Raw genomic sequence first — 24,047 nt, 5'->3', positions numbered from 1 at the left:
TTTTCCCATTCGCCCGCACCCATCTTCCGCACGGAGGCACGAGCAGTGGCACCAGCGAAAACCGAGGCAGAGGAGTCCTCCTCCGTGAAGGCCCCCAAGGGGTCGATCATCGTGAGCTGGCTGACCTCGACCGACCACAAGGTCATCGGGTACATGTACATCATCACCGCCTTCGCCTTCTTCGTCTTCGGCGGAATCCTGGCGGTGCTCATCCGCGCCGAACTGTTCTTTCCGGGCATGCAGATCATGTCCAACGAGGAGTACAACCAGCTGTTCACCATGCACGGCACGATCATGCTGCTGCTCTTCGCGACCCCGCTGTTCGTCGGGTTCGGCAACGTGATCATGCCGTTGCAGATCGGCGCGCCCGACGTGGCGTTCCCGAGGATGAACCTGTTCGGCTACTACCTGTTCCTGTTCGGCGGGCTGATCGTCTCGGCCGGGTTCCTGACCCCGGGCGGCGCGGCCAGCTTCGGCTGGTTCGCCTACACGCCCCTGTCGAACGAGGTCCACTCACCGGGGGTGGGGGGCAACCTGTGGATCATGGGGTTGGTGGTGTCGGGTCTGGGCACGATCCTGGGCGCGGTCAACTTCATCACCACCGCCCTGTGCATGCGCGCGCCGGGCATGACGATGTTCCGCATGCCGATCTTCACCTGGAACATCATCCTGACCAGCGTGCTGGTGCTCATCGCGTTCCCCGTGCTGACGGCGGCCCTGATCGCGCTGGGCGCGGACCGCATCGTCGGCACGCAGGTGTTCAACGCCGAGCACGGCGGGGCCATCCTGTGGCAGCACCTGTTCTGGTTCTTCGGCCACCCCGAGGTGTACATCATCGCGCTGCCGTTCTTCGGCATCGTGACCGAGATCCTGCCGGTGTTCAGCCGCAAGCCGATCTTCGGCTACAAGGGGCTGGTGGCGGCGACCATCGCCATCACGGGCCTGTCGGTGACGGTGTGGGCGCACCACATGTTCCCGACGGGTGCGGTGCTTCTGCCGTTCTTCTCGTTCATGAGCTTCCTCATCGCGGTGCCGACCGGGGTGAAGTTCTTCAACTGGATCGGTACGATGTGGCGGGGCCAGATCAGCTTCGAGACGCCGATGCTGTTCTCGATCGGGTTCCTAGTGACCTTCCTGTTCGGCGGTCTGACCGGTGTGCTGCTGGCCTCCCCGCCGATCGACTTCCACGTCACCGACTCCTACTTCGTGGTGGCCCACTTCCACTACGTGGTGTTCGGCACGGTGGTGTTCGCGATGTTCGCGGGCTTCTACTTCTGGTGGCCCAAGTTCACCGGGACGATGCTCAACGAGAAGTTGGGCAAGTTCCACTTCTGGCTGCTGTTCCTGGGCTTCCACGGCACGTTCCTGGTGCAGCACTGGCTGGGCGCCGCCGGCTTCCCGCGCCGCTACGCCGACTACCTGCCCGGTGACGGCTTCACCGAGCTCAACCAGATCTCCTCGGTCTCCTCGTTCGTGCTGGCGGCCTCGACGCTGATCTTCTTCTGGAACGTCTTCGTGACCGCGCGCAACGCTCCCCAGGTGGGGATGGACGACCCGTGGGGCTACGGCTGCTCGCTGGAGTGGGCCACGTCCTGCCCGCCGCCGCGGCACAACTTCACGTCGCTGCCGCGGATCCGTTCCGAGCGTCCCGCGTTCGACCTGAACCACCCGCATGTGGCGTCGCGGGCCCTGGACTCCGGGCGCGAGGAGAGCGCCCCGAGGAGCTGACCCGCGCGGGCGGGGGCGGGCGGCCGCTCCCGCCCCCGCCCCCCGCTCACAGGAGCCGGCGGAGCAGCTTCTGCTTGAGGTCGGTGACGGGCGCGTAGGCGATGCGCATGGTGTCCATGAACAGCGACTTGTCCAGCACCGACTTGGTGTGCGAGAAGGTGTCCAGGGAGGCCGCGGAGTGGTAGGCGCCCATACCGCTGTCCCCCACGCCGCCGAAGGGCAGGTCGGGAACGGCCAGGTGGGCGATCGGCAGACCGAAGGCCAGGCCGCCCGAGGAGGTCTCGGTGGTCAGGCGGCGCTTGGTCTCCTCGGAGTCGGTGAAGCCGTACAGCGCCAGCGGCTTGTCGCGTGCGTTGACGAAGGCGATGGCCGCGTCCAGGTCGGGGACCCGCAGGACCGGCAGGACGGGGCCGAAGATCTCCTCCGACATCACCGGGGAGTCGGGGTCCACGTCGGCCAGGACGGTGGGGGCGACGTAGAGGCGGTCGATGTCGTGCTGTCCGCCGGTGACCACGGTGCCGCTGCCCAGCAGGGCGGTGATCCGGGCGAAGTGGCGCTCGTTGACGATGCGCCCGTAGTCGGCGCTGCGTGAGGGGTCCTCGCCGAACATCTCGGTGATGGCGGCGGTCAGCTCGCGCTGGAGCGGTTCGGCGGTGTCGCCGACGGCGAGCACGTAGTCGGGGGCCACGCAGGTCTGACCGGTGTTGGTGAACTTGCCCCAGGCCAGGCGGCGGGCGGTGGTGGCCAGGTCCACCCCGGGTTCGACGATGGCCGGGCTCTTGCCGCCCAGCTCCAGGGTGACGGGGGTCAGGTGCTTGGCGGCGGCGGCCATGACGATGCGGGCCACGGTGCCGTTGCCGGTGTAGAAGATGTGGTCGAAGCGCTCATCGAGCAGGGCGGTGCTCTCGGGGATGCCGCCCTCCACGACCGCGACCGCCTCGGTGTCCAGGTAGCGGGGCAGCAGCTCGGCCAGGGCGGCGGAGGTGGCCGGGGCCAGTTCGCTGGGCTTGACCAGGGCGGCGTTGCCCGCGGCGAGGGCACCGACCAGGGGCGCCAGGGACAGGTTCACCGGGTAGTTCCACGGGGCGATGATCAGCACGGTGCCCAGCGGCTCGCGCACGCGGCGGGCCCTGGCCGGGGCCAGGGCGACGGGCACGGGCACCCGCTGCGGGCGCAGCCAGGAGGCCAGGTGCCTGAGGGTGTGGTCGATCTCGTTGACCACGAAGCCGATCTCGGTGGTGTGGGCCTCGATGGGGCTCTTGCCGAGGTCGGCCTTGAGCACGCGTTCGAACGCGGTGCGCTCCTCGGTGAGCATGCGGCGCAGCGCGCGCAGCTGGGCGCGGCGCCAGGCGACGGGCTTGGTGCGGCCGGAGGCGAAGGCGGCGCGCAGGCGGGCGACCACCGGTGGGATCTCGGTGGTCAGGGTGAGCGGCTCGGCGGGGGGCCGGGGGGCGGCCTCGGCGGCGGGGGCGCCTTGGGTGTCGGTCATGGAGCGATACTAAACGAAACGCTTTCGTTTCCCTAGGCCTCGCTCACATAGGATTCGGGCATGACCACCGACCATCTGCCCGACGCCTCGCGCGCCCCCCACCGGGGCCGACCGCGCGACGCGTCCCGGGACCGCGCGCTGATGGACGCCACCCTCGCCGAGCTCGAACTGCACGGGTACGGCGGCCTGACCACGGCCGCCGTCGCCCGGCGGGCCGGCGTCTCCACCGCCACCCTCTACCGGCGCTGGCGCTCCAAGGAGGACCTGGTGCTGGGAGCCGCCCGGGACTGGGCGGAGAACCTGGGGCCCGACCTCGACACCGGCGCGCTGCGCTCGGACCTGTCCCGGCTCCTGCACGACAAGGCCGCGGCCCTGGAGGGGGCCTCCGGGAGGCTGCTGCGCGCGGTGCTGGGCGAGGCCGCGCACAACCAGGCGCTCGCCGACGCGCTCTTCGGCGACTTCGTGGTGCCGCTCCAGGAACGGGTGCTGGCGGTGGTGGAACGCGCCGTCGCGCGCGGGGAGATCCCGCCGGTGGAGGATCCCCTGGTGGTGGCGGAGATGGTGATCGGCCCGATGGTCAGCCACACGTTCCTGGTGCCGCCCGCGCCCGGCGCCTCCCCCGGCCACGACATCGCCGACCGGCTCCTGCCCTACCTGCTGCGCGCCCTGGGCCACCGGGAGGTCCTGGACACCCGCACCGACTGAGGGCGGGGCGGCCCGCCCAGGGGGACGACGGGCTCCCGCCATGACCCGGGGCTCCATCGCACCCCGGACGAGGACAGCGGCCCGGCGCGGGTTTCTCCGGGCGGAGCTGATTGTGACCGGTGGCCTGTCAGTGTCTGGTCTGTCCGGGATTCGTTGTTACCGGAAAGCCCACCTATACGGCGTAGATTTATTTTCCGTCCGCTCGGGTACAGCCTCGGCGGACGGGTCCGCCGGACCGGTTCGGCTCCCGCCGCGGTGGCGGAGCCGCGGTCGCACGAGGAGCCGCGCACCCGGGGAAGGTACGCGGCTCCGCCCTGCGCAACGGGTCAGCCCACCGTCGCCGGTTCCCAGGCGCGCTCGACCACGCGCACCAGGCCCCGGTCGGTGATCTTCACGCTCGGGGACACCGCCAGGGTCAGCGTGGACAGGCTCATGAAGGCGTTGCGGTTGTCCCAGCCCCACGCCGCCAGCTCCGCGCGCAGCTCCCGGGTGGCCCGGGCGACCTCGTCGGCGGGCCTCTCCGACATGACCCCGCCGATGGGCAGGGCGATCCCGGCGCCCGCGCCGCCCTCGCGGACCAGGCGCATGCCCCCGCCCCAGGACACCACCCGCGCGGCGGCCTCGCGCAGCGCGTCCTCGCTCGTGGCCACGACCGTGAGGTTGTGGCTGTCGTGGGCGTAGGTGGTGGCGAAGGCCCCCGCGCCCAGTTCCTGCCCGGTGACCGGCGCGAACGCCACCCCGCCCGCCCCGGTGTGGCGCTCGAAGACCGCCACCACCGCGGTCCTGCCCTGCCAGTGCACCACTCCCCCGCGCACGGGCAGCACGACCTCGTCCGGCTCGGTGTAGGTGTCCACCGGGTTCACCCGCAGCGCCCGGAAGGCGTGGTCGCCGTCGGGCAGGTCCACCCGCCAGCGGGCCGCCCGCGCGTCGGGCGCGCCGATGCGCACCGTGCCGCCGAACGGGTGCTCCGGCGCGGGCCCGGGTCCGGTGAGCGGGGCGCCGTCGCGGCCCACGACCGTGCCGCCGGCGATCGCGACCACGGGGGTCAGCTCGGTGAGCGAGCGCAGCAGGACCAGGTCGGCGCGCTTGCCCGGGGTGACGGTCCCCCGGTCGTCGAGGCCGAGCCTGCGCGCGGGCTGGAGCGTGAGCGCCCGCAGCACCGCCAGCGGGGGCAGTCCGCGTTCGAGGGCCACCGCCCCCACCCGGTCCAGGTGACCGGTGCTCACGATGGCGTCCACGACGATGTCGTCGGTGACCAGGCAGAAGTCGGGCAGGTGCGGCAGGTCCAGCAGGGCCCGCACGACCTCGGGGGTCAGGCACTTCTCCTGGAGCATCAGCAGCATGCCCAGGCGGGCCTTCTCCACCGCCACCTCGGCGGTGTTCTTGCAGTGGTCGGAGTCGATCCCGGCCCACAGGTACTCGCCCAGCTCGGCGCCGGACAGGTTGGGGCAGTGCCCGTCCAGGCGCACGCCCCGGCTGCGGGCCGCGGCGATGATGGCGCCCATCCTGGGGTCGCCGGAGACCACCGCGCGGTAGTCCATCACCTCGCCGAGGGTGGTGACCCCCTCCCAGTCCAGCATCTCGGCGACGTCGTCGGCGTCCAGGCGGGCCCCGGCCGTCTCGAACCCGTCGAGCGCGGGCACGCACGAGGGGACCGCCCAGCGCATGGTCTGCCCGGTGGCCTCGCCCTGCCCGATCATCCACGCCTGCCCCTCGCGCCCGGCGACGTTGACGATCTCGTGGGCGTCGGCGAGCACGGTCGTGGTGCCGCGCGCGAGCGTGACCCGGGCGAACTCGGCCGGGGCCAGCAGGGAGCTCTCGATGTGCATGTGCGCGTCCACGTACCCGGGCGCGACCACGAGCCCGTCGGCGTCGACGGTCTCGCGGGCCTCGACGGGGGTGCCCGGCGGCAGCACCGCGCGGATCGCGTCGCCGACCACGGCGACGTCGGCCCGCCACACCTGGCCGGTGTGGACGGAGACGACGTCTCCGCCGCGGATGAGCAGGTCTGCGGTGAGCATCGGAGTCGGTTCCCCTTCCGGTGCGCGGTCGCGGTTCACGGCGTCCGCGCGCTGTCGTTCGGTTCTGCGGCGTAGCTGGCGATGCCCTCGGTGAGGCGGGCGGCGAACCCGTCGGCGTCCACGGTGCGGGCCACGCGCACGTGCCGTGCGCGGCCGGGGGTGCGCAGGTCGGCCACGAGGGCGCCGCGGGTGAGTTCTCCGGCGCACTCCACCGAGGCGGTGCCCTCCTCCCAGCCCAGCAGTCCGGGATGGGCGACGGCGGCCACCGCCAGCGCGTCGTGCACCGGCACGGCGGCGACGCCGAAGCGGTCCAGGTAGCGCAGGGCGTAGTCGCGCAGCAGTGCTCCGGCGATCCCGGCGGTGCCGGGCAGCGCCGCCAGCTCCTCGGCCTCGCGCAGCGGGTACAGGGCGGCGCGGGTGACGTCCAGGCCCACGATCCGCACCGGCAGGCCCGACTCCAGGACGTAGCGGGCGGCCTCGGGGTCGGCGTGGAAGTTGAACTCCGCGGCCGGGGTGATGTTGCCCTGGGCGAAGGCGGCGCCGCCCATGACGACGATCTCGCGCAGCGCCGGTCCGGCCTGCGGGTGGCGGGCGAGCAGGGCGGCCACGTTGGACAGCGGGCCGATCGCCACCAGGGTCAGCTCCCCCGGCGAGCGCAGGGCCTGCTCCGCCAGCCAGTCGACCGCGTGGCCGGGACCGAACGCCCGGGGCGGCGAGGCGGGGACCAGCCCGCCCAGGCCGCCGGCCCCGTGCATGGGCTCGTCGCGCAGGCGCGCGGTCCGCGAGATCGGCCCGGCCAGCCCCGACACCAGCGGCAGGTCGGCCGGGGCCGCGGCCAGGTCCAGCACGTGCGCGGCGTTGCGGTCCACGTCGGCGAGGGAGGCGTTCCCGGCCACCGTGGTCACCCCCCGCACCTCCAGCTCCGGGGAGGCCAGCGCGAGCAGCAGGGCCAGGGCGTCGTCGACGCCGGGGTCGCAGTCGATCACGATGGGCACGCTCACCGCGCCACCTCCTCGGTGAAGCGGTCCAGCCAGGTGGAGCGCTCCTGCGCGATGAGGGCCAGGTCGCCCTGGTGGTAGCCGCTGTCGGACGGGGAGGAGGCGGCCTGTCCCGACACCCGCTCCATGAGCGGGGTGGGGTCGGCCTCCAGCGCCACGGGCTTGTCGTAGAGGGCCTCGGCCATCCCCTCCTGGATCTCGGGGCGCAGCAGGAAGTCGACGAAGGCCAGTGCACCGGCCTCGTTGGGCGCCCCGTCGACCACCTGGACGGTGTTGGCGGTCATCACCCGGCCCTGTTCGGGCGCGGCGAAGCCGATCGGCTGCCCGGCCTCCACCGAGCCCATGGCGAAGTTGTCCAGGCCGGGCGCCATGGCGATCTCACCGCGTTCGAGCAGGCTGGTGAGCTCGGTGGAGCCGGTGTAGAACTGGAGCGCGTCCGCGCCGATCCGGCCCATCGCCTCGAAGCCGGCGTCGGGGTCGGAGGGACCCGAGCCGAAGTGTTCGCCCGCGGCCAGGACGAACATCGGACCGGCCGAGACCGAGATGTCGGGCAGCACGTACCCTCCCTCGGGCTCGGCCCACAGGTCGTCCCAGGAGTCGGGGGCCTCCTCGACGAGGTCGGTGCGGTAGAGCAGGCCCAGGAGCTGGAAGGTGTAGGCGGGGCCGTACCCGTCCGGGTCCACCGCCCAGGGCTGGATGGCGTCGAGGTTGGGCACGTCGGCGGGGTCGACGGGGGCGAACAGCCCCATGTCCTTGCCGATCTGGGCGTAGTAGTCGGAGATGAGCACGACGTCGGTGTCGGGCGTCTCGGCGTTGATCCTGAGCTTGGTGAGCCGCCCGGCGTTGTTGCCGGTGTCCAGGACCACCCGGATCCCGGTCTCGGCCTCGAAGGGGTCGGCCACCACCTCGGTGAACTCCTCGGTGGCGAAGGCGAAGGTGCTCACCACCAGCGTGTCGGGGTCGTCCTCGCGCACCGGTGCGCACGAGGCGCTCACCAGGGCCAGCGCCGCCGTCCCGGCGAGCGCGGCGAGCATGCGGCGCGGGTGTGCGGTGCGGCTCATCCGGTCTCCTCGGCGAGTTCCACCAGGTGGCGGTGGGGCAGGGCGATACGCACGGGGTCGCCGGGACGCAGGTCGTCGGCCGGGTGCAGGGAGCGCAGGACCGACCCGGGCCCCTCCACGCCGTCGATGCGGGCCTCGACCAGGCAGTTGCTGCCCTGGAAGGTGACCTCGCCGACGGTGCCGCCCAGGCCGGTCTCGCCCTCGCCCTCGCGGGTTCCGGCGGGCAGCAGGCGCACGTGTTCGGGCCGGATGGTGACGGCTCCGTGCCCGGGCACCCGCGGGAAGTTGTCGTAGCCCAGGAACTCGGCGACGAAGCGGTTGGCGGGCGCGGGGAAGACCTCCCGGGGCGCGCCCTGCTGCTCCAGGCGCCCCTCGTTGAGGATGACCATGGTGTCGGACAGCTCCAGCGCCTCGTCCTGGTCGTGGGTGACCAGGACGGCGGTCAGCCCGGTCTCGCGCTGGACCCGCAGCAGTTCGCGGCGCATCTGCACGCGCAGCTGGGCGTCGAGGTTGGACAGCGGCTCGTCCAGCAGCAGCACCGAGGGTCGGATGGCCACGGCGCGGGCCAGGGCCACCCGCTGCTGCTGGCCGCCGGACAGCTCGGCGGGCTTGCGGTCGGCCAGGTGCGCCAGGCCCACCAGGTCCAGCGCCTCACCCGCGCGCCTGGCCACCTCCTGGGCGGCGATCCTGCGGGTGCGCAGCCCGTAGCCGACGTTGTCGCGCAGGGTCATGTGCGGGAAGAGCGCGTAGGACTGGAAGACCATGCCGATGTTGCGCTTCTCCGGCGGGGTGCGGGTGGCGTCCTCCCCCTCCAGCAGGATCCTGCCGGAGGTGGGCTGGAGGAACCCGGCGATCATGCGCAGGGTGGTGGTCTTGCCGCAGCCGCTGGGGCCCAGCAGCGTGGTGAACCTGCCGCGCTGCACGGCCAGGTCCAGGTCGGCGACGGCGGCGGGGCCGTCCTTGCCCTTGCGTCCGCCGAAGCGGTGGGTGACGCGGTCGAGTTCGACGACGGGTGTCATCTGTTTGTTGGGCGTGGATACCCCGTCCTTCAGGGCGGGGAGGAAACGCCCTCTCCCTTCTCGTGACTTTCTGTTGGATTCGCCTCACGCGATCGCAGTGCGGTCGCTACGGTGTGTGCCATGGCCAGGAAGAGCGTGAAGCGGGCGTTTCGGTACCGCTTCTATCCCACTGATGCGCAGGCGGCCGAGCTGTCGCGCACGTTCGGGTGCGTGCGCCTGGTCTACAACCGCGCCCTGGCCGAACGCACCACCGCCTGGCACCAGCGCCGCGAACGGGTGGGCTACCCCCACACCTCGGCGATGCTCACCGCCTGGAAGAGCACTGAGGAGCTGTCCTTCCTCACCGAGGTCTCCTGCGTCCCGCTGCAACAGACGCTGCGCCACCTGCACACCGCCTTCGGCAACTTCTTCGACCGCCGCGCGCAGTACCCGCGGTTCAAGTCCAAGAAGACGTCCCGGGCCTCGGCGGAGTACACCCGGTCGGCCTTTCGCTACCGCGACGGCCGTCTGACATTGGCCAAGATGGCCGAACCCCTGGCCATCGTGTGGTCGCGGCCCCTGCCCGAAGGAGCACGCCCCTCCACGGTCACGGTCTCGCGGGACGCGGCCGGGCGCTGGTTCGTCTCGCTCCTGTGCGAGGACACCATCACGTCGGCCCCGGCCGTCAACAACGCGGTCGGTGTCGATGCCGGAATCACCTCCGTGGTGACCTTGTCCACGGGGGAGAAGGTGGCCAACCCCCGCCACGAGCAACGCGACCGGGCGAAGCTGGCCCGGGCTCAGCGGGCGCTGTCGCGTAAGGCCAGGGGCAGCACGAACCGGGACAAGGCGCGTCGCAGGGTGGCGCGGGTGTGCGCCCGTATCACCGACCGGCGTCGGGACTTTTTGCACAAGCTCTCCACTCGACTCGTCCGTGAGAACCAAGTGGTCGTGATCGAGGACCTGTCGGTGCGCAACATGGTCAAGAACCGTCGGCTTTCCCGGGCGATCTCGGATGTGGCCTGGCGTGAGCTGCGCAGCATGCTGGAGTACAAGTGCGCTTGGTATGGGCGGGACCTGGTCGTGGTGGACCGGTTCTTTCCCTCCTCCAAGTTGTGCTCGACGCCCGGGTGCGGGTACCTCAATGTGTCGTTGCCGCTGCGTGTACGGGAGTGGACGTGTCCCGGTTGTGGGGTGGCTCATGACCGTGATGTGAACGCGGCGCTCAATCTCGAAGCCGCCGGGCTGGCGGTTGTTGCCTGTGGAGCTGGTGTGAGACCTCAACGGGAGTCCTCCCGGACGGGGCGACCGGCGGTGAAGCAGGAAGGCCACGGGGCGACCCGTGACGAGGCGTTGGCCTCGAACCGCCGTTAGGTGGTTCCGGATTCTTCTGCCTTCAGGCAGGAGAGGAAGTCAAGTGGTGTGTCCTTCTTCCCGGTTAGCGGCCGAAGACCTTCGTGAAACCGACCATGCGTTCGGTGGCGAAGGCGACCGCGACGCTGAGCACCAGGAGCAGCACGCTGACCGCCGCGACCACCGGGTCGAACGAGGACTGGACGTAGTTGAGCATCTCCACCGGCAGCGTCGCCACGCCCGGGCCGGTGAGCAGCAGGGACAGGGGAACGTTGTTCAGGGAGGTGATGAAGGCCAGGATGGTGGCGGACAGGATGCCCGGCGCCATGACCGGCAGGGTCACGGTGAAGAAGGCCCGCACCGGCCCGGCCCCCAGCCCCCGGGCGGCCTCCTCCAGGCGCGCGTCGGCCAGCGACAGCGAGGCGCCCACCACGCGGACGGTGTAGGGCAGCAGCAGGACGGTGTGCCCGACGATCAGCGCGCCCAGCGCGGTGACGCGCATGCCCACCATGAGCTGCTGGAACAGGGCCAGGCTCAGGACGAGTTCGGGGACCACGATCGGGGCGAAGAAGAGGTTCTCCATCACCCTGCGCCCGCGCGGGTTGCCCCGGTGCAGGGCCAGGGTCGCCGGAACGCCCAGGAGCAGGGCGATCGCGGTGGAGGCCAGCGCCACGGCGACGCTGGTGCCGAAGGAGTCGACGAAGGGCCCGTAGTCCAGGGCGGCGGCGAACCAGCGCAGGGACAGGCCCTCGGGCGGGAAGGCCAGGGTGCTCCCGGCGGTGAAGGCGACCCCGACCAGGATCACCACGGGGCCGAGCATGAGGACGAAGGCCGCCGCCGCGAGCAGCGACAGGAAGGGGCGTCTCAGGATCATGACGTGGTGCTCCCGATCTTGCCGAGCCGGCCGGACAGCGCGCTGACCGCCAGCACGAGCACCGTCATCACCAGGGCGACGGCGCTGGCGGAGGGCCAGTCGAGGCTGACGTTGACCCGGCTGTAGAGCAGGGTGGACAGAAGGCGTTCGCGCGGCCCGCCGAGCAGCTGGGGCGTGGTGAAGGCGGTGACCGCGCCCGCGAAGACGAGCGTGCAGCCCACCAGCACCCCGGGCAGGGCGAGCGGGAAGACCACGGTGCGGAAGGCCCGGCCGGGCGAGGCGCCCAGCCCGCGGGCGGCGTCCTCCAGGCGGTGGTCCTGCTGGGCGAGGCTGGAGTAGGAGGACAGGATCATCAGCGGCAGGAAGAGCTGGACCAGGCCGAGCACGATGGCGGTCTCGGTGTAGAGCAGCTGGACCCGGCCCATGCCCAGGGCCTCGCTGATGCCGCTGATGAGGCCGTTGCCGCCCAGGACCATGATCCAGCCGTAGGTGCGCACGACGGTGTTGAGCAGCAGCGGGAAGATCGCCAGGGCCAGGAGGCGGCCGGGCCAGCGGCCGGGGGCCCGGGAGATGAGGTAGGCCACCGGGAAGCCCATGAGCAGGCACAGCGCGGTGGTCACCACGGCCACGCGGACGGTGCGCGCGACCACGGGGAGCAGGTAGGGGTCGGTGAGCAGGCCGCCCGTCTCGCGCGCGACCGTGGCGGGGTCGCCGTCGGGCGGCCAGGCCAGGGTGGCCACGACCGGGTAGCAGAAGGCGAACAGGACCACGGCCAGCCCCGGGACCAGCAGGACCGTGACGGGTGGTCGTGGGAGGCGGCCGCGGCGCGGAGCGGCCGCGTCGGCGCCGACGGTGGGTGACGGGCGGGGCAATTCCACTCCCGGTCGCTGTCGAGGGGACGGTCTGGGTTCGGCACGGCGCCCGAGCTGCGCGATGCCGTGTCTACGCGAGGATTCGCCTGCACGATGCCTGATCTGAACAGCGCTTCATCTGCAAAAACATCTGCAAGCGCTTGCACAAGCGCTTGCACACCGTAGCCTGTGTCGGGGACATGAGCCAACCCCCGGGTCGCGAGTGTGACAGGGGGCACCACCGGGCGTGAGGAGCTGCAATGGCGAGTCTGGACGACGTGGCCAGGGAGGCCGGCGTGTCGGCGTCCACCGTTTCGCGGGCCCTGTCGCGGCCGTCCATGGTCTCCGAGCCCACCCTGGTCAGGGTCCGCGCCGCCGCGGAGAGACTGGGCTTTCGGGCCAACCCCGCCGCGCGGGCGCTGACCACGGGTCGCAGCGGTTTCTTCGCCCTGCTCGTCCCCGACCTGGACAACCCCTTCTACTCCACCACCGCCACCGCCGCGCAGGAGCTGGCGGGCAGGAGCGGGCGCCGGGTGATCATCGCCGTCACCGGGGGCGACGCGGCCCGCGAGGCCGAGGTGCTCGGCGAACTGGAGAGCCAGGTGGACGGATTCGCGCTCCAGTCACCGGTGGGCTCGGCCGCCGACCTGAAGGAGGCGCACCGGCGCAAGCCGCTGGTGGTGATCAACCGCCGCGTGCCCGGACTGACCTCGTTCACGGTGGACACCCCCGGCGGTCTGGGCACCGTCTACGACCGCCTGGTGGAGCTGGGGCACCGCGACGTCGCCTACCTGGCGGGGCCGCCCAGTTCGTGGATGGACCGGCGCAGGCGCGAGGAGCTGGTGGAGCACGCCGCCCGGTCCCGGCTGCGGGTGCGGGTCTTCGGGCCCGTGCGACCGGCCTTCGCGGAGGGGGCCGCGGCGGCGCGGGAGATCGTGGACTCGGGCTGCACGGCGATGCTGGTCTACAACAGCCTGTTGCTGCTGGGAGCCATGTTCGAGTTCGGCCGCATAGGGGTGCGGGTGCCCGAGGACATCAGCGTGGCCGCGGCCGACGACATCGCCCTGGCCGACCTGCCGGGGCCGCCGATCTCGGCGGTGCTGGCCCCGGCCGACGAGCTGGGCCGCGCGGCGGTGTCGGCGCTGATCGAGCTGGTCGACGGGCCCGCGGGGACCCGCCCCCGGGGGCGCAGGCTGCCCACCGAGGTGCGGATCACCGACTCCCTCGCGCCGCCGCGCCCGGCACTCGGCTGAGGGACGTCCGGCCGTTCCGTGTTCACCGGCCGTCCTGCCGTGAGCCGGGGTGGCGGGAGTCCGTGTGCCGGAAGCCGGGCGTCGGTGGCGCAGGCGTCCCTCGGCGGACCGCGGCCGGTCGGGGGCCGGGGGTCGGCGTCGGCAGCCGCGCGGCCCCCGCCCGTTCACCGGGAAAGCCGGGCGAGAGCGCGCCCCCGTACGGAATCCTGGGCGGGACGGAGCAGTGATCGGCCTGAGCGCAGGAGACGACCGTGGACAGATCAGTTCTGGTGACCGGCGGGACCCGGGGCATCGGGCTCGGTATCGCTAAGGGGTTCGCCGAGGCCGGGGACCGGGTGGTGATCGTCGGGCGCGACAAGGCCAGGGCGCGCGAGGCCGCCCGGGGCGTCCCGGGGGCGGAGTGGGTGGTCGGCGACGTGGCCGGGGCCGACGACTGCGAACGCGTCGTGGAGCAGGCCGTGCGGCGCACCGGCGGCCTGGACGTGGTCTGCGCCAACGCCGGGATCTTCCCCTCGTCCCCGCTGGTGTCGATGGACCCCGGCGAACTCGACCGGGTCGTGGACACCAACGTGAAGGGCACCGTGCTGACGGTGCGCGCCGCGGTGGAGGCCCTGACCGCCTCCGGAAGGGGGCGGGTGGTCATCACCTCCTCCATCACCGGACCGCTGACCGGATACGCGGGCTGGTCCCACTACGGAGCCACCAAGGCCGCCCAGCTGGGGTTCATGCGCAGCGCCGCCCTGGAGCTCGCGCCCCGGGGCATCACCGTCAACGCGGTGCTGCCGAGGAACGTGCGCACCGAGGGCCTGGAGGAGTTGGGGCCGGACTACCTGGAGCGCATGCGCGCGGCGATCCCGCTGGGACGCATCGGCGAGGTGGAGGACATCGCCGCGGCCTGCCTGTTCCTGGCCGGTCCCGGAGCCTCCTTCATCACCGGGCAGACCATCGTGGTCGACGGGGGCCAGGTGCTGCCCGAGGACGGCCGGGCCTTCGGCGGTTCGGAATGAGAGGTGTGGGATTCAGGTGGAGCAAGGCGTTGGGAACCATGGCCTTTACGACGTAGATTCACAGGATCGCCCGGGCGCGCCGCACCCCGCGCGCTCGGGCGCTTCGCTCCCCCGGCTCCCGGGGCGTGCGTCCCCGGGGGTCAGTCGGACTCCCGGCGCCCGCGGATCCCGTCGAGGAGGAAGGCGGTGCGGCGGTCGTAGTCCTCCCGCGGCGGGCGGGTCCCGTGCTTGAGGGCGAGCGCGGTGTCCACGACGAGCGCGTGGAGGTCGTCCGCCTCGAACGCGGGACGCAGCGCGCCGCAGGCCCTGCCCGCCGCGACCAGCTCGTCGTTGATCTCCCCCGCGGCCCGGCAGATCTCCAGGAGCCGCCGCGAGTGCGGATACGCCTGCAACAGGAGGTCGATCGCGGCGGGCTGGCGGTACAGGAGGTCGCGCATCGCGGTGACGTAGTGGGCGATCCGCTCCCCGGCGTCGTCCAGGGCCCGGGTGCGGTCGATGGCGGCGTACAGCTCGGCCGCGACCACCTCCTCGACGACGGCCTCGATGAGGCCGACCCTGCCGCCGAACCGGTTGAAGATCGTGGCCTTGCTCACCCCGGCCGCCCGGGCGACCTCCTCCAGCGGCACGGTCAGGCCCCGCCCCCGGAAGACGTCGATCGCGGCGCGCCGGATCTGCTCGGCGTTGCGCTTGGCGTCGGCCCGCAGGCGGGGCCCCGAAGACGCCGCACCCGTCATGGCCGCCCACCGTCCCCCACCGCCGTCACAACAACTTGACTCATATGGTCAGTTTACCTAGTGTCATCGGCGCGAGCGAAGTTGACCGATCTGGTCAACTTAAGCGCGGGTGGCCGACCACCAAACCCGTGCCGCTTCCGCCCGGGCCCGGGGACCGCCGTACGCGCACCCCGCCGGGGCGTCGGGTTCCCCGGCACCGCCGCGACCCGCCCACCTGGCCGGGCACGGACACACATGGAGAGGACCACAGGCATGATCGTCGTCACCGGCGCCACCGGCGCACTCAACGGGGCCACCGTCGAGCACCTCCTCAGGCGCGTCCCGGCCGACCGGATCGGCGTCAGCGCGCGCGACGTCGCCAGGGCGCGGCACTTCGCCGACCGCGGGGTGCGTGTGCGACAGGGCTCCTACGACGACCCGGCCGCGCTGCGCGACTCCTTCGAGGGCGCCGACCAGGTGCTCCTGGTCTCCTCCGGCGACACGGAGGCCGACGTGGTCGGCCAGCACCGCGTCGCGATCGAGGCGGCCGTCGCGGCCGGCGCCCGGCGGATCCTCTACACCAGCCAGCACGGCGCCGCCGCCGACAGCCCCTACCTCCCGGCGCGCCTGCACGCCGCCACCGAGGCGATCCTCGCCGGGTCGGGAACCGCCTGGACCGCGCTGCGCTACGGGTTCTTCGGCAGCCTGGACCTCCTGCTCGGCCCGTGGCAGCGGACCGGGGTGATCGCCCAACCGGCGGACGGCCCCCTCCCCTGGGCCGACCGCGCCGACCTGGCCGAGGCCGCGGCGGTCATCCTCACCGGTGAGCGCTCCTTCGACGGACCCGTCACCCTCGCACCGCCCGGGTCCGTCACCCTCGGCGACTTCGCCCGGATCGCCTCCGAACTCACCGGCCGCGACATCGAACGCGTCGTCGTGGACGACGAGCGCTGGAGCGCCGAGCAGGTCGCGAGCGGCGTCCCGGAACACGTGGTCGGGCTGACGCTCATGATGTCGCGGGCCGCCCGCGACGGGTACTTCGCGGGACACCACCCGCTGCTGACCGAACTCCTCGGCCGCGAGCCCCGCAGCGCCGCCGAGCTGCTCGCGGACCACGTCGGGGCCTCGGGGGCCTCCTCACCGACCGCCTGACCGCCGCCCGGCAAGGGACCAAGGAACTTTTCTTCCTCCGTCAGGTGAAGTACCCCTTCGTCCATGAGCGACAGCAGAAGGATCACCTGGGAAGGCTTCTTCAACACCCGCGACCTCGGCGGCCTGCCGAGTCGGGACGGACGCGGCGTCCGCCGGGGCGCCTTCATCCGCTCCGCCGACCCGCGCTTCGTCACCGACAGGGGCTGGCGGGCCGCCTACGAGGCGGGTGTGCGCACCGTCGTGGACCTGCGCAACCCCGACGAGATCCGTCCGGCTCCGGGTGAGGGCCCCACGAGCCGGGGCGGGTCCGCCGCCTTCCCCGCGGATTCGGCCCCGACTCCCCTGCCCGCCGGGATGACGCGTCTGGAGGTGGCCCTGGACCATGTCGAGGACGTCGGGTTCTGGCAGGAGGTCAACCGCCGACGGTTGAACGGGAGCCCGCTCTACTACCGCCCCTTCCTCGACCGCAAGGCCGAACGCTGCGCCGCGGTGGTCACCGCCCTGGCCCAGGCCGGGCCGGGCGGCGTCCTGTTCCACTGCGGGGCCGGACGCGACCGCACCGGACTGGTCGCCCTGCTGCTGCTCGCCCTGGCCGACGTCGGAGCCGAGGCGATCGCCGACGACTACGAGCTGTCCACGACCGAGCTCGTCCCGCTCTTCGCCGCGATGGGCCAACCGGACCAGGGCCCCGTGATCGAGGCCGTGCTGTCCGAGCGCGGCCTGACCCTGCGCGACACCGTCCTGGACGCCCTGCGCGGGCTGGACGCGCACGCCTACCTGCTGGCGGCGGGGGTCGCGGAGGAGGACCTGGCCGTCCTCCGGGAACGGCTCCTGGACTGACCACGCCTCCGCACGGCACGGTCCGCCCGTCCGAACAACGGATGGGCGGGCCTACCAGCCCGGTCGGTGGCCGGGCCGCCCCCCGGGGAACGCTCAGCCGCGCAGCCGCGCGTTGAGCCGTGCGGCCTGCCGCGTGAGGTGGTCGCGTTCGGGCAGGTTGGGCGCCGACCGGGCGGCCTCGGCGTAGAGCCGCGCCGCGGTGGCCGGATCGCCGTCGCGCTCACGCAGGTACGCGGCGGCGGCGCTGTGCCGGGGCACGGAGGGGTCCACCTCCGCCAGGGCGGCCAGACCCGCCCGCGGACCGTCGGCCTCACCGACCGCGACGGCCCGGTTGAGGCGGGCCACGGGGCTGTCGGTGAGGCGCACCAGTTCGTCGTACCACTCGACGATCTGCGTCCAGTCGGTCTCCTCGGCCGTCCGGGCGTCGGCGTGCAGGGCGGCGATCGCGGCCTGGGCCTGGTACTCGCCCAGGCGGTCGCGGGCCAGGGCCGCCTGGAGCACGCCGACGCCCTCGGCGATCATGCGGGTGTCCCACAGGCCGCGGTCCTGCTCGGCGAGGGGCACCAGCCTGCCGTCGGGACCGGTCCGCGCCGGGCGCCGGGCGTGGTGCAAAAGCATGAGCGCGAGCAGCCCCGCGACCTCCTCGTGGTCGATCGCGGCCGCGAGCTGGCGGGTGAGCCGGATCGCCTCGGCGGCGAGGTCGACGTCTCCGGAGTAGCCCTCGTTGAAGACCAGGTAGAGCACGCGCAGCACGGTGGCGACGTCGCCGGGCCGGTCGAACCGGACGCCAGCGACGGTCCGCTTGGCCCTGCTGATGCGCTGGGCCATGGTCGCCTCCGGCACGAGGTAGGCCCGCGCGATCTGGCGCGTGGTCAGGCCGCCGACCGCGCGCAGCGTGAGCGCCACGGCCGAGGCCGGTGTCAGGGACGGGTGCGCGCACAGGAAGTACAACCGGAGCGTGTCGTCCACCGCCTCGCCCGGGCCGGGTACGGGTTCGGCCTCGACGCGTACCTCGCGGTGCCGTCGGGAGGTGTCGGCGCGGGCGGCGTCGAGGAACTTGCGCCAGGCCACCGTGACCAGCCAGCCCCTGGGGTCGTGCGGCGGGTGGTCCGGCCACACGCGCACAGCCTCGGCCAGGGCTTCCTGTACGGCGTCCTCGGCCGCGGCGAAGTCCGCTCCGCGGCGGCCGAGGACGGCGATCACGGTGGGGGTGAGGGTCCGCAGAAGGGCCTCATCCATGGCGGGTCACTCCGTGATGGTCGGGGGCGCGGTCAGGAACGGGCGCACCTCCAGCCACTCGTGGATCGGCTTCCCGCCCGCCCCGGGTGCGGCCGACAGCTCCCCGGCCAGTTCGACGGCCCGCTCGTAGGTCTCGACGTCGATCACCATCCAGCCGGCGATCAGGTCCTTGGTCTCGGGGAACGGGCCGTCGGTGACCGGCGGCCGTCCCTCGCCGTCGTAGCGGACGAACGCGCCCTCCGGGGAGAGCGCCTGGCCGTCGACGAACTCGCCGGTGCCCTCCAGCCGGTCGGCGAAGTCCCGCATGTACCGCATGTGAGCCGAGACCTCCTCCGGCGTCCACTGGTCCATGGGCACGTCGTTGACCGGTGCCGGTGCGCCTCGGTAGTGCTTGAGCAGCAGGTACTTGGCCATGATGTCCTCCGTGGGTCGCTCTCGTGGCCCCTGCGGGCCGGGTGCGGTGCGGCCCGTCGCGGGCCGTGTTCACTCCGGGGACGGAGCCGCGCGCGGGTTCTCGACATCCCGCGGTGACTTTTTTCCGACGGATTTCACGGTGTCCGCTTCCTCCACTGTGCCGCAGGACCGCGGACGGGCGCGGGAAGCCGCTTCTCGTCGCGTGCGTCGGCCCTGCCGTCAGCTGAAGCCGGGAGCACCGCGAAGGTCCCCGCCGCCTCGGGGAGCGGTCCGCGACGGCGGGGGGGAACGGTCGGCGGCCTCACTCCAGGACCGCCACCGACCCCCGTTCCACCAGGCGCACGGGCAGCCGCACGGCGGCGCCTGGGCCCTCCACGAGCAGGTTCATGATCCGCTCCCCCAGTACCTCGCGCTCCACGGCGATCGTGGTCAGGCCGGGGTCCAGCAGGGCCGAGGTGGGCAGGTCGTCGTGGCCCACCACGCTGACGTCGCGCCCCACGCGCAGGCCCAGGGAGCGGGCGGCGTCGTAGACGGCGGCGCTCAGGTGGTCGGAGTTGACGACCAGGGCGCGGTGCCCGGGGCGCGCCATCATCTCCGCGGACCTGCGGGCCACCGCCTCGTAGTCCAGGGGTCCGCGTGCCACCGAACCGGCCACCCCGTGCTCGGCGCAGTGGCGTTGGAAGGCCTCCTCGCGCCCCCAGTCGGCGGCCAGGTGCTCGGGGGCCATCAGCAGCGTGGCCTCGCGGTGGCCCCGCTGCGCCAGGTGCGCCACGGCCCGGGCGACGGCCTCCTCGTCGTCGGGGCCGACCGTGGACAGGCGGCTGGCGGTGCCCTCCCGGTCGGGTTCGGGTGTGCAGTTGAAGGCCACCACCGGAACGTGGGAGTGGCGGTCCATCCACTCCAGGAGGCGGTCGCGCCGCCCGATGGGCGCGATGGCGATCCCGGCGACCGCCTCGGCGGCGAGCCTGCGCAGCGCGGCGCTCTCCCGCTCCTGGTCGTAGTCCGAGCTCATGATCAGCAGGAGCGCCCCCTCGCGGTGCGCGACGGTCTCCATGCCGCGCAGCACGTCCAGGAAGAAGGGGTTGCGCATGTTGCGGATCACCACGCCGTAGGCGGAGCGCCGACCAGTGCGCAGCGCCCGGGCCCGGCCGTCGGCCTGGTAGTCGAGTTCCGCGGCGATCCGGCGGACCCGCTCGGCGGTCGCGGCGGCCACGCGGCCGGTGCCGTTGAGGGCGAAGCTGGCCTGGGCGACCGAGACGCCCGCCCCCGCCGCGACGTCCCGCAGGGTCGCGCGCTTGGTCGGTTCAGGCATGGCTCTCCTCGGGGGGCTGTGACCGTGGACTCGAAAGTACCGCGCGCCCGCTCGGGGCGGGCACCGCCGGGTCGAGGGCGCGGGACGCTGTTCCACCGGTGTTCGGCCTCCGGTCACCGTTTGCGAAACAACAGGTCACCGCACTGATTAATCGTTTAATCACGCACTTCCGCACAGCGGTGTCCGGCGGGCACCGCTGACCCCGAACCCGGAGTCCCCATGACCCTCACCCGCGGACGCGGCGTCCTGAGCGCCGCCGCGATCACCTCCGTCCTCGCCATGACCGCCTGCGGCAACGCCGACCTGCCCCCGGCCGCGGCCACCGGCGACGGCGGCACCGTCATCACCTACAACTCCCCCGCCGAGTGGGGCAACTACGGCGAGGTCCTGGCCGCCTTCACCGAGCGGACCGGGATCCAGGCCCCCAACGACCCGAAGAACTCCGGGCAGGCCCTGGCCGCGCTCCAGGCCGAGAAGGGCGCGCCCGTCGCCGACGTCGCCTACACCGGCATCGCCTTCGCCGGACAGCTCGTGGAGGCCGGGGTCCTGCAGTCCTACGTGCCCGAGGGCGCGGAGGAGGTCCCCGAGGACCTGCGCGATCCCGACGGGAACTGGACGGCCGTCCACACCGGCACCATCGCCTTCATCGTCAACGAGGACCACCTGGACGGCGCGCCCGTGCCGAGCAGCTGGGAGGACCTCCTCGACCCCGCCTACGAGGGCAAGGTCGGCTACCTCGACCCCACCCAGGCGGCCGTGGGCTACTCCGCCGCGACGGCGGTCAACCACGCGCTCGGCGGCGACCTGACCGACTGGGGGCCGGGTCTGGACTACCTGGCCGAGCTGAAGGAGAACGGCGCCTCCACCTCCGCCCAGACCGCCACCGCCAAGGTCGCCCAGGGCGAGATCCCCATCCTCATCGACACCGACTTCAACGGCTACAAGCTCCGCGACGAGGGCGCCGACGTCAGCGTCGTCATCCCCGAGGAGGGATCGCTGCAGATCCCCTACATCGTCGGCCTGGTCGAGGGCGCCCCCAACGCCGACAACGGCAGGGAGCTGCTGGACTTCTACTTCTCCGAGCAGGGCCAGGGCCTCTTCGCGGACGGTTACATGCGCCCGGTGGTCGGCCAGATGCCCGAGGAGCTCGCCGACCGGGTCCTGCCCGAGTCCGACTACGAGCGCGCGATCACCATCGACTACCTCGAACAGGGCGAGCGGCAGCAGGAGTTCATCGACCTGTACCAGAGCGAGGTCGGCTTCTAGTGTCCCCCGGTACCGCGCGCGTGCGCCGCGGCACACCGCCCCCGTGGTCCGCGGCGCTCCCGGCGCTCACCCTCGTCTGCCTGTTCAGCGCCTACCCGGTCGCGGTGCTGGTGGCCAACTCCCTGGGCCTGGGCCGGTCCCCGGCCGACGGGGGCCCCACCCTGGAGCACTACGCCGACGCCCTGTCCTCGGCGGCCGTGCGCGAGTCGCTGGCCGCGTCGGCGCTGGTCGCCGGGGTGGCGGTCCTGGCCACGCTCGTGATCGCCGTCCCCGTCGTCCTGCACCAGGCACGGCAGGACCGTGCCGGGGGCGGCGGGGCCGCCACCGACGCCCTGCTCACCCTGCCCATCGCCCTGCCCGGCATCATCATCGGGTTCTTCGCGATCGTGCTCAACGGCAGGACCGGGCTGCTCGCGCCGCTGTGGGAGGGCTTCGCGGGGCTGGCCTACACCCTGCCCGGCCTGCTCGTGGCCTACGTCTACTTCTCGCTGCCCCGGGTCCTGGGGCCGCTGCGTGCCGCCGCGGCCGGGCTTGCGCCCTCGCTCACCGAGAGCGCCCGCACCCTGGGCGCCTCCAGGGTGCGGGTGCTGTTCACGGTCACCCTGCCCCTGCTGCTGCCCGCGCTCATCGAGACCGGGGGCACGGCGGCGGCGATCGCCCTGGGCGGGTACGGCACGGTCGCCACGCTCTCGGAGGGGATCCGCCTGCTCCCGCTCAACGTCGCCAACGAACTGACCACCGGCTACCGCCTGGCCGCCTCCTCCACCCTGGCGGTGCTGCTGGCGGCCATGGCCGTCGCCGCGCTGGTCCTCGGCCGCGGCCTGGGCCGCCTGGTCGGACGGGCGGTGGCCTCGTGAACCGCGTCGTCACCTGGGCCGTCTGCGCCTTCGTCCTCGTCCCGATCCTGGCGACCCTGGTGGTGGCCACCAGCGTCGACTTCTCCCAGGGCCCCTGGGGCGGCGGGTTCACGCTGGACTGGTTCGCGTACTCCTGGCCCCCGCTGGCTCCCGTCATCGGCCGCAGCCTGGCCGTGGCGGCGCTGGTGGTGGTGCTCAACCTCGCCCTGGGCGGTCCGCTGGCCTGGTGGGTGGCCCGCCACCCCTCGCCGCTGACCCGGCTGACGGGGTACCTGGTCAACGTGCCCCTGGCCGTGCCGGGCATCGCGTTGAGCGTCGCCCTGGTGAGCGCCTACGCGGCGCTGCGCCCCAGCGGGCTGCTGCTGGTCATGGGCCACGTGGTGTTCACGCTGCCCTTCACCCTGGCCGCCCTGGTGCCCGCGCTGGCCGACGACGGCCTGCGCCTCAACGAGCAGGTCGCCCGCAGCCTGGGGGCCGGACCGGCCAGGGTGCTGGCCACGGTCACCGTCCCCAGCTGCCTCATCGCCATCACCCAGGCGATGACGATGGTCTTCGCCCTGTCCTTCGGCGAGTTCAACATCTCCTTCTTCGTCAATCCGCCCGCCACGCCCACCGTGCCGTTCGCCCTGTTCGACTCCTACTCCACCCAGAGGCTCGAACCCGCGTCCGCGCAGTCGATCATCTTCATCGCCTTCGTCGCCCCGGTGCTGACGGCCATCGTGCTGGCCCGGCGGCACGCCCTGAGGAGCACTCCGTGACCGATCTCCGTGAACCCGGGACCCGCGCGTCCGACCCCGCCGCTCCCACGCCCGACGACGCCGCCCGCGCGTCCGGCCTCACCGTGTCCGACCTGACCATCCGCTACGGAGACACCGAGGCCGTCCGGGGGGTGTCGATGGAGGTGCTGCCCGACGAGACCGTGGCCGTCGTGGGCCCCTCCGGCTGCGGCAAGAGCAGCACCCTGCGCGCGGTGGCGGGGCTCACCCCGGTCGCCGAAGGGGGCATCGGCCTCGGCGGACGCGACATCACGCACCTGGACCCGGCCCGCCGGGGCGTGGGCCTGGTCCCGCAGAACTACGCCGTGTTCCCGCACCTGAGCGTGGCGGGCAACATCGCCTACGGCCTGCGCGCCCGGCGGCTCCCCGCCGACCGCAGGCGCCGCAGGGTCGCCGAGATGCTGGAGCTGACCCGGCTCACCGAACTCGCGGGGCGGCGGCCCGACCAGCTCTCCGGCGGCCAGCGCCAGCGCGTGGCCCTGGCCCGGGCCCTGGCCGTCGAGCCGGACGTCCTGCTCCTGGACGAGCCCCTGGCGGCCCTGGACCCGCAGCTGCGGGGCGGCCTGCGCCGGGAGCTGTCCGCCATGCTCTCCTCCTCGGGGTGCGCCACGCTGATCGTCACGCACGACCAGCGCGAGGCCCTGTCCCTGGGGTCGCGGATCGCCCTGATGCGCGAGGGGTCCCTGGTGCAGTTCGGGACGCCCCGGGAGCTCTGGGAGGATCCCGCCGACGCCTTCGTCGCGGACTTCCTGGCCAACGCGGTCCTGCTGGACGCCGAACCCTCCCAGGGCGAGGCCGCGGTGCTCGGCGGCCGGTGGAGGATCCCCGCGTCGGACCTGCGGACCGGGCCGACCCGGCACGGCCGCACCCGCCTGCTCCTGCGCGACGACAGCCTCACCGTCACCGACCGCGACGACGCCCGCTCAGTGACCGCCCAGGTCACGCACGCCGAGTTCGTCGGCGACGCCGTCCGCCTCACGGTCGACGCGCACGGCCACGTGTTCGGCGTGCGGGTTCCGCCCGACGCCCGGATCGGCCGCTCCGTGTCGCTGGCGGTCGTTCCCGGCCGCGCCACCCTGCTCGTTCCCGCGGCCTGAGACCAGCCTGCCCTGAGACCAACGTGCCCTGAGGACACCGCCC

22 protein-coding genes are annotated in these 24,047 nt (G+C 72.9%); 11 read left to right on the top strand and 11 right to left on the bottom strand.

What is annotated here, in order from left to right:
* Window positions 1-84 precede the first annotated feature (84 nt).
* Window positions 85-1,728: an aa3-type cytochrome oxidase subunit I gene (gene ctaD / locus NDAS_RS09555; protein ID WP_269473037.1), complete on the top strand. Its 1,644-nt coding sequence runs from the start codon at window positions 85-87 to the stop codon at window positions 1,726-1,728.
* Between the two features lie 46 nt (window positions 1,729-1,774).
* Here the strand turns inward: ctaD and NDAS_RS09550 are convergent, their stop codons facing one another.
* The gene (locus NDAS_RS09550; RefSeq protein ID WP_013152964.1) at window positions 1,775-3,217 is read right to left on the bottom strand and encodes an aldehyde dehydrogenase family protein; all 1,443 of its coding nucleotides are present in this window, start codon (window positions 3,215-3,217) and stop codon (window positions 1,775-1,777) included.
* Between the two features lie 60 nt (window positions 3,218-3,277).
* On the opposite strand from NDAS_RS09550, the gene NDAS_RS09545 reads away from it, so the two are divergent.
* Window positions 3,278-3,922, top strand: coding sequence for a TetR/AcrR family transcriptional regulator (locus NDAS_RS09545; RefSeq protein ID WP_013152963.1), 645 nt, complete (start codon window positions 3,278-3,280; stop codon window positions 3,920-3,922).
* 326 nt (window positions 3,923-4,248) lie between these two features.
* On the opposite strand, the gene NDAS_RS09540 is transcribed toward NDAS_RS09545, so the two are convergent.
* Genes NDAS_RS09540 through NDAS_RS09525 form a run of 4 tightly spaced genes read right to left on the bottom strand, consistent with a single transcriptional unit; the run spans window position 4,249 to window position 9,021 of the window.
* A complete protein-coding gene (locus tag NDAS_RS09540; protein WP_013152962.1) occupies window positions 4,249-5,943 on the bottom strand; it encodes an adenine deaminase C-terminal domain-containing protein in 1,695 nt (564 codons plus the stop codon).
* A gap of 35 nt (window positions 5,944-5,978) precedes the next feature.
* The gene (locus NDAS_RS09535; protein WP_013152961.1) at window positions 5,979-6,944 is read right to left on the bottom strand and encodes a nucleoside hydrolase; all 966 of its coding nucleotides are present in this window, start codon (window positions 6,942-6,944) and stop codon (window positions 5,979-5,981) included.
* Window positions 6,941-8,002, bottom strand: coding sequence for an ABC transporter substrate-binding protein (locus tag NDAS_RS09530; protein ID WP_013152960.1), 1,062 nt, complete (start codon window positions 8,000-8,002; stop codon window positions 6,941-6,943). The genes NDAS_RS09535 and NDAS_RS09530 overlap by 4 nt, the downstream gene beginning before the upstream one ends.
* The gene (locus NDAS_RS09525; protein ID WP_013152959.1) at window positions 7,999-9,021 is read right to left on the bottom strand and encodes an ABC transporter ATP-binding protein; all 1,023 of its coding nucleotides are present in this window, start codon (window positions 9,019-9,021) and stop codon (window positions 7,999-8,001) included. Before NDAS_RS09525 ends, NDAS_RS09530 begins: the two co-directional genes overlap by 4 nt.
* A 120-nt stretch (window positions 9,022-9,141) precedes the next feature.
* Here NDAS_RS09525 and NDAS_RS09520 point away from each other — a divergent pair, with 120 nt between their 5' ends.
* A complete protein-coding gene (locus NDAS_RS09520; protein WP_197724883.1) occupies window positions 9,142-10,374 on the top strand; it encodes an RNA-guided endonuclease InsQ/TnpB family protein in 1,233 nt (410 codons plus the stop codon).
* 64 nt (window positions 10,375-10,438) lie between these two features.
* On the opposite strand, the gene NDAS_RS09515 is transcribed toward NDAS_RS09520, so the two are convergent.
* Window positions 10,439-11,227, bottom strand: coding sequence for an ABC transporter permease (locus NDAS_RS09515; protein WP_013152957.1), 789 nt, complete (start codon window positions 11,225-11,227; stop codon window positions 10,439-10,441).
* The gene (locus NDAS_RS09510; protein WP_232051660.1) at window positions 11,224-12,105 is read right to left on the bottom strand and encodes an ABC transporter permease; all 882 of its coding nucleotides are present in this window, start codon (window positions 12,103-12,105) and stop codon (window positions 11,224-11,226) included. The genes NDAS_RS09515 and NDAS_RS09510 overlap by 4 nt, the downstream gene beginning before the upstream one ends.
* Window positions 12,106-12,338: 233 nt before the next feature.
* On the opposite strand from NDAS_RS09510, the gene NDAS_RS09505 reads away from it, so the two are divergent.
* Both NDAS_RS09505 and fabG read left to right on the top strand, forming a co-directional pair.
* Window positions 12,339-13,331, top strand: a complete 993-nt coding sequence (locus tag NDAS_RS09505; protein ID WP_013152955.1) for a LacI family DNA-binding transcriptional regulator — start codon at window positions 12,339-12,341, stop codon at window positions 13,329-13,331.
* A gap of 251 nt (window positions 13,332-13,582) precedes the next feature.
* Entirely contained in the window at window positions 13,583-14,338 is a 756-nt protein-coding gene (gene fabG, locus NDAS_RS09500; RefSeq protein WP_013152954.1) for a 3-oxoacyl-ACP reductase FabG, read from the top strand.
* Between the two features lie 140 nt (window positions 14,339-14,478).
* Here fabG and NDAS_RS09495 read toward each other — a convergent pair whose 3' ends face one another.
* A complete protein-coding gene (locus NDAS_RS09495) occupies window positions 14,479-15,072 on the bottom strand; it encodes a TetR/AcrR family transcriptional regulator (protein ID WP_013152953.1) in 594 nt (197 codons plus the stop codon).
* Between the two features lie 252 nt (window positions 15,073-15,324).
* Here NDAS_RS09495 and NDAS_RS09490 point away from each other — a divergent pair, with 252 nt between their 5' ends.
* Window positions 15,325-16,203, top strand: coding sequence for an NmrA family NAD(P)-binding protein (locus NDAS_RS09490; protein ID WP_013152952.1), 879 nt, complete (start codon window positions 15,325-15,327; stop codon window positions 16,201-16,203).
* Between the two features lie 63 nt (window positions 16,204-16,266).
* The gene (locus NDAS_RS09485; RefSeq protein ID WP_013152951.1) at window positions 16,267-17,043 is read left to right on the top strand and encodes a tyrosine-protein phosphatase; all 777 of its coding nucleotides are present in this window, start codon (window positions 16,267-16,269) and stop codon (window positions 17,041-17,043) included.
* Window positions 17,044-17,136: 93 nt separating this feature from the next.
* On the opposite strand, the gene NDAS_RS09480 is transcribed toward NDAS_RS09485, so the two are convergent.
* The 3 genes from NDAS_RS09480 to NDAS_RS09470 form a co-directional block, all read right to left on the bottom strand.
* Complete coding sequence (locus tag NDAS_RS09480) at window positions 17,137-18,282, bottom strand: RNA polymerase sigma factor (RefSeq protein WP_013152950.1); 1,146 nt, start codon at window positions 18,280-18,282, stop codon at window positions 17,137-17,139.
* A 6-nt stretch (window positions 18,283-18,288) separates the two neighbouring features.
* Window positions 18,289-18,696: a YciI family protein gene (locus NDAS_RS09475; protein WP_013152949.1), complete on the bottom strand. Its 408-nt coding sequence runs from the start codon at window positions 18,694-18,696 to the stop codon at window positions 18,289-18,291.
* Window positions 18,697-18,997: 301 nt separating this feature from the next.
* Window positions 18,998-20,008, bottom strand: coding sequence for a LacI family DNA-binding transcriptional regulator (locus tag NDAS_RS09470; RefSeq protein ID WP_013152948.1), 1,011 nt, complete (start codon window positions 20,006-20,008; stop codon window positions 18,998-19,000).
* Between the two features lie 219 nt (window positions 20,009-20,227).
* On the opposite strand from NDAS_RS09470, the gene NDAS_RS09465 reads away from it, so the two are divergent.
* The 4 genes from NDAS_RS09465 to NDAS_RS09450 are packed head-to-tail and all read left to right on the top strand — an operon-like array spanning window position 20,228 to window position 24,004.
* Complete coding sequence (locus tag NDAS_RS09465; RefSeq protein ID WP_013152947.1) at window positions 20,228-21,274, top strand: ABC transporter substrate-binding protein; 1,047 nt, start codon at window positions 20,228-20,230, stop codon at window positions 21,272-21,274.
* Entirely contained in the window at window positions 21,274-22,131 is an 858-nt protein-coding gene (locus tag NDAS_RS09460) for an ABC transporter permease subunit (RefSeq protein WP_013152946.1), read from the top strand. The genes NDAS_RS09465 and NDAS_RS09460 overlap by 1 nt, the downstream gene beginning before the upstream one ends.
* Window positions 22,128-22,889 carry an ABC transporter permease gene (locus tag NDAS_RS09455; RefSeq protein ID WP_013152945.1) on the top strand — a complete coding sequence of 254 codons (762 nt, stop codon included), beginning with the start codon at window positions 22,128-22,130 and terminating at the stop codon, window positions 22,887-22,889. The genes NDAS_RS09460 and NDAS_RS09455 overlap by 4 nt, the downstream gene beginning before the upstream one ends.
* On the top strand, window positions 22,886-24,004 hold the full coding sequence (locus NDAS_RS09450; protein WP_013152944.1) for an ABC transporter ATP-binding protein: 1,119 nt from the start codon (window positions 22,886-22,888) through the stop codon (window positions 24,002-24,004). The genes NDAS_RS09455 and NDAS_RS09450 overlap by 4 nt, the downstream gene beginning before the upstream one ends.
* Window positions 24,005-24,047: the final 43 nt, after the last annotated feature.

Source organism: Nocardiopsis dassonvillei subsp. dassonvillei DSM 43111, from assembly GCF_000092985.1.
Classification (GTDB): domain Bacteria; phylum Actinomycetota; class Actinomycetes; order Streptosporangiales; family Streptosporangiaceae; genus Nocardiopsis; species Nocardiopsis dassonvillei.
This window is presented reverse-complemented; position numbering and strand designations above follow the sequence as displayed.

Excerpts from the sequence above, each read along its gene's own strand:
- NDAS_RS09465 (WP_013152947.1), top strand. The coding sequence starts at position 20,228 with ATGACCCTCACCCGCGGACGCGGCGTCCTGAGCGCCGCCGCGATCACC.
- NDAS_RS09540 (WP_013152962.1), bottom strand. The coding sequence starts at position 5,943 with ATGCTCACCGCAGACCTGCTCATCCGCGGCGGAGACGTCGTCTCCGTC.
- NDAS_RS09520 (WP_197724883.1), top strand. The coding sequence starts at position 9,142 with ATGGCCAGGAAGAGCGTGAAGCGGGCGTTTCGGTACCGCTTCTATCCC.
- NDAS_RS09490 (WP_013152952.1), top strand. The coding sequence starts at position 15,325 with ATGATCGTCGTCACCGGCGCCACCGGCGCACTCAACGGGGCCACCGTC.
- NDAS_RS09515 (WP_013152957.1), bottom strand. The coding sequence starts at position 11,227 with ATGATCCTGAGACGCCCCTTCCTGTCGCTGCTCGCGGCGGCGGCCTTC.
- NDAS_RS09495 (WP_013152953.1), bottom strand. The coding sequence starts at position 15,072 with ATGACGGGTGCGGCGTCTTCGGGGCCCCGCCTGCGGGCCGACGCCAAG.
- NDAS_RS09505 (WP_013152955.1), top strand. The coding sequence starts at position 12,339 with ATGGCGAGTCTGGACGACGTGGCCAGGGAGGCCGGCGTGTCGGCGTCC.
- NDAS_RS09530 (WP_013152960.1), bottom strand. The coding sequence starts at position 8,002 with ATGAGCCGCACCGCACACCCGCGCCGCATGCTCGCCGCGCTCGCCGGG.
- NDAS_RS09480 (WP_013152950.1), bottom strand. The coding sequence starts at position 18,282 with ATGGATGAGGCCCTTCTGCGGACCCTCACCCCCACCGTGATCGCCGTC.
- NDAS_RS09485 (WP_013152951.1), top strand. The coding sequence starts at position 16,267 with ATGAGCGACAGCAGAAGGATCACCTGGGAAGGCTTCTTCAACACCCGC.
- NDAS_RS09470 (WP_013152948.1), bottom strand. The coding sequence starts at position 20,008 with ATGCCTGAACCGACCAAGCGCGCGACCCTGCGGGACGTCGCGGCGGGG.
- NDAS_RS09550 (WP_013152964.1), bottom strand. The coding sequence starts at position 3,217 with ATGACCGACACCCAAGGCGCCCCCGCCGCCGAGGCCGCCCCCCGGCCC.
- NDAS_RS09475 (WP_013152949.1), bottom strand. The coding sequence starts at position 18,696 with ATGGCCAAGTACCTGCTGCTCAAGCACTACCGAGGCGCACCGGCACCG.
- NDAS_RS09525 (WP_013152959.1), bottom strand. The coding sequence starts at position 9,021 with ATGACACCCGTCGTCGAACTCGACCGCGTCACCCACCGCTTCGGCGGA.
- NDAS_RS09545 (WP_013152963.1), top strand. The coding sequence starts at position 3,278 with ATGACCACCGACCATCTGCCCGACGCCTCGCGCGCCCCCCACCGGGGC.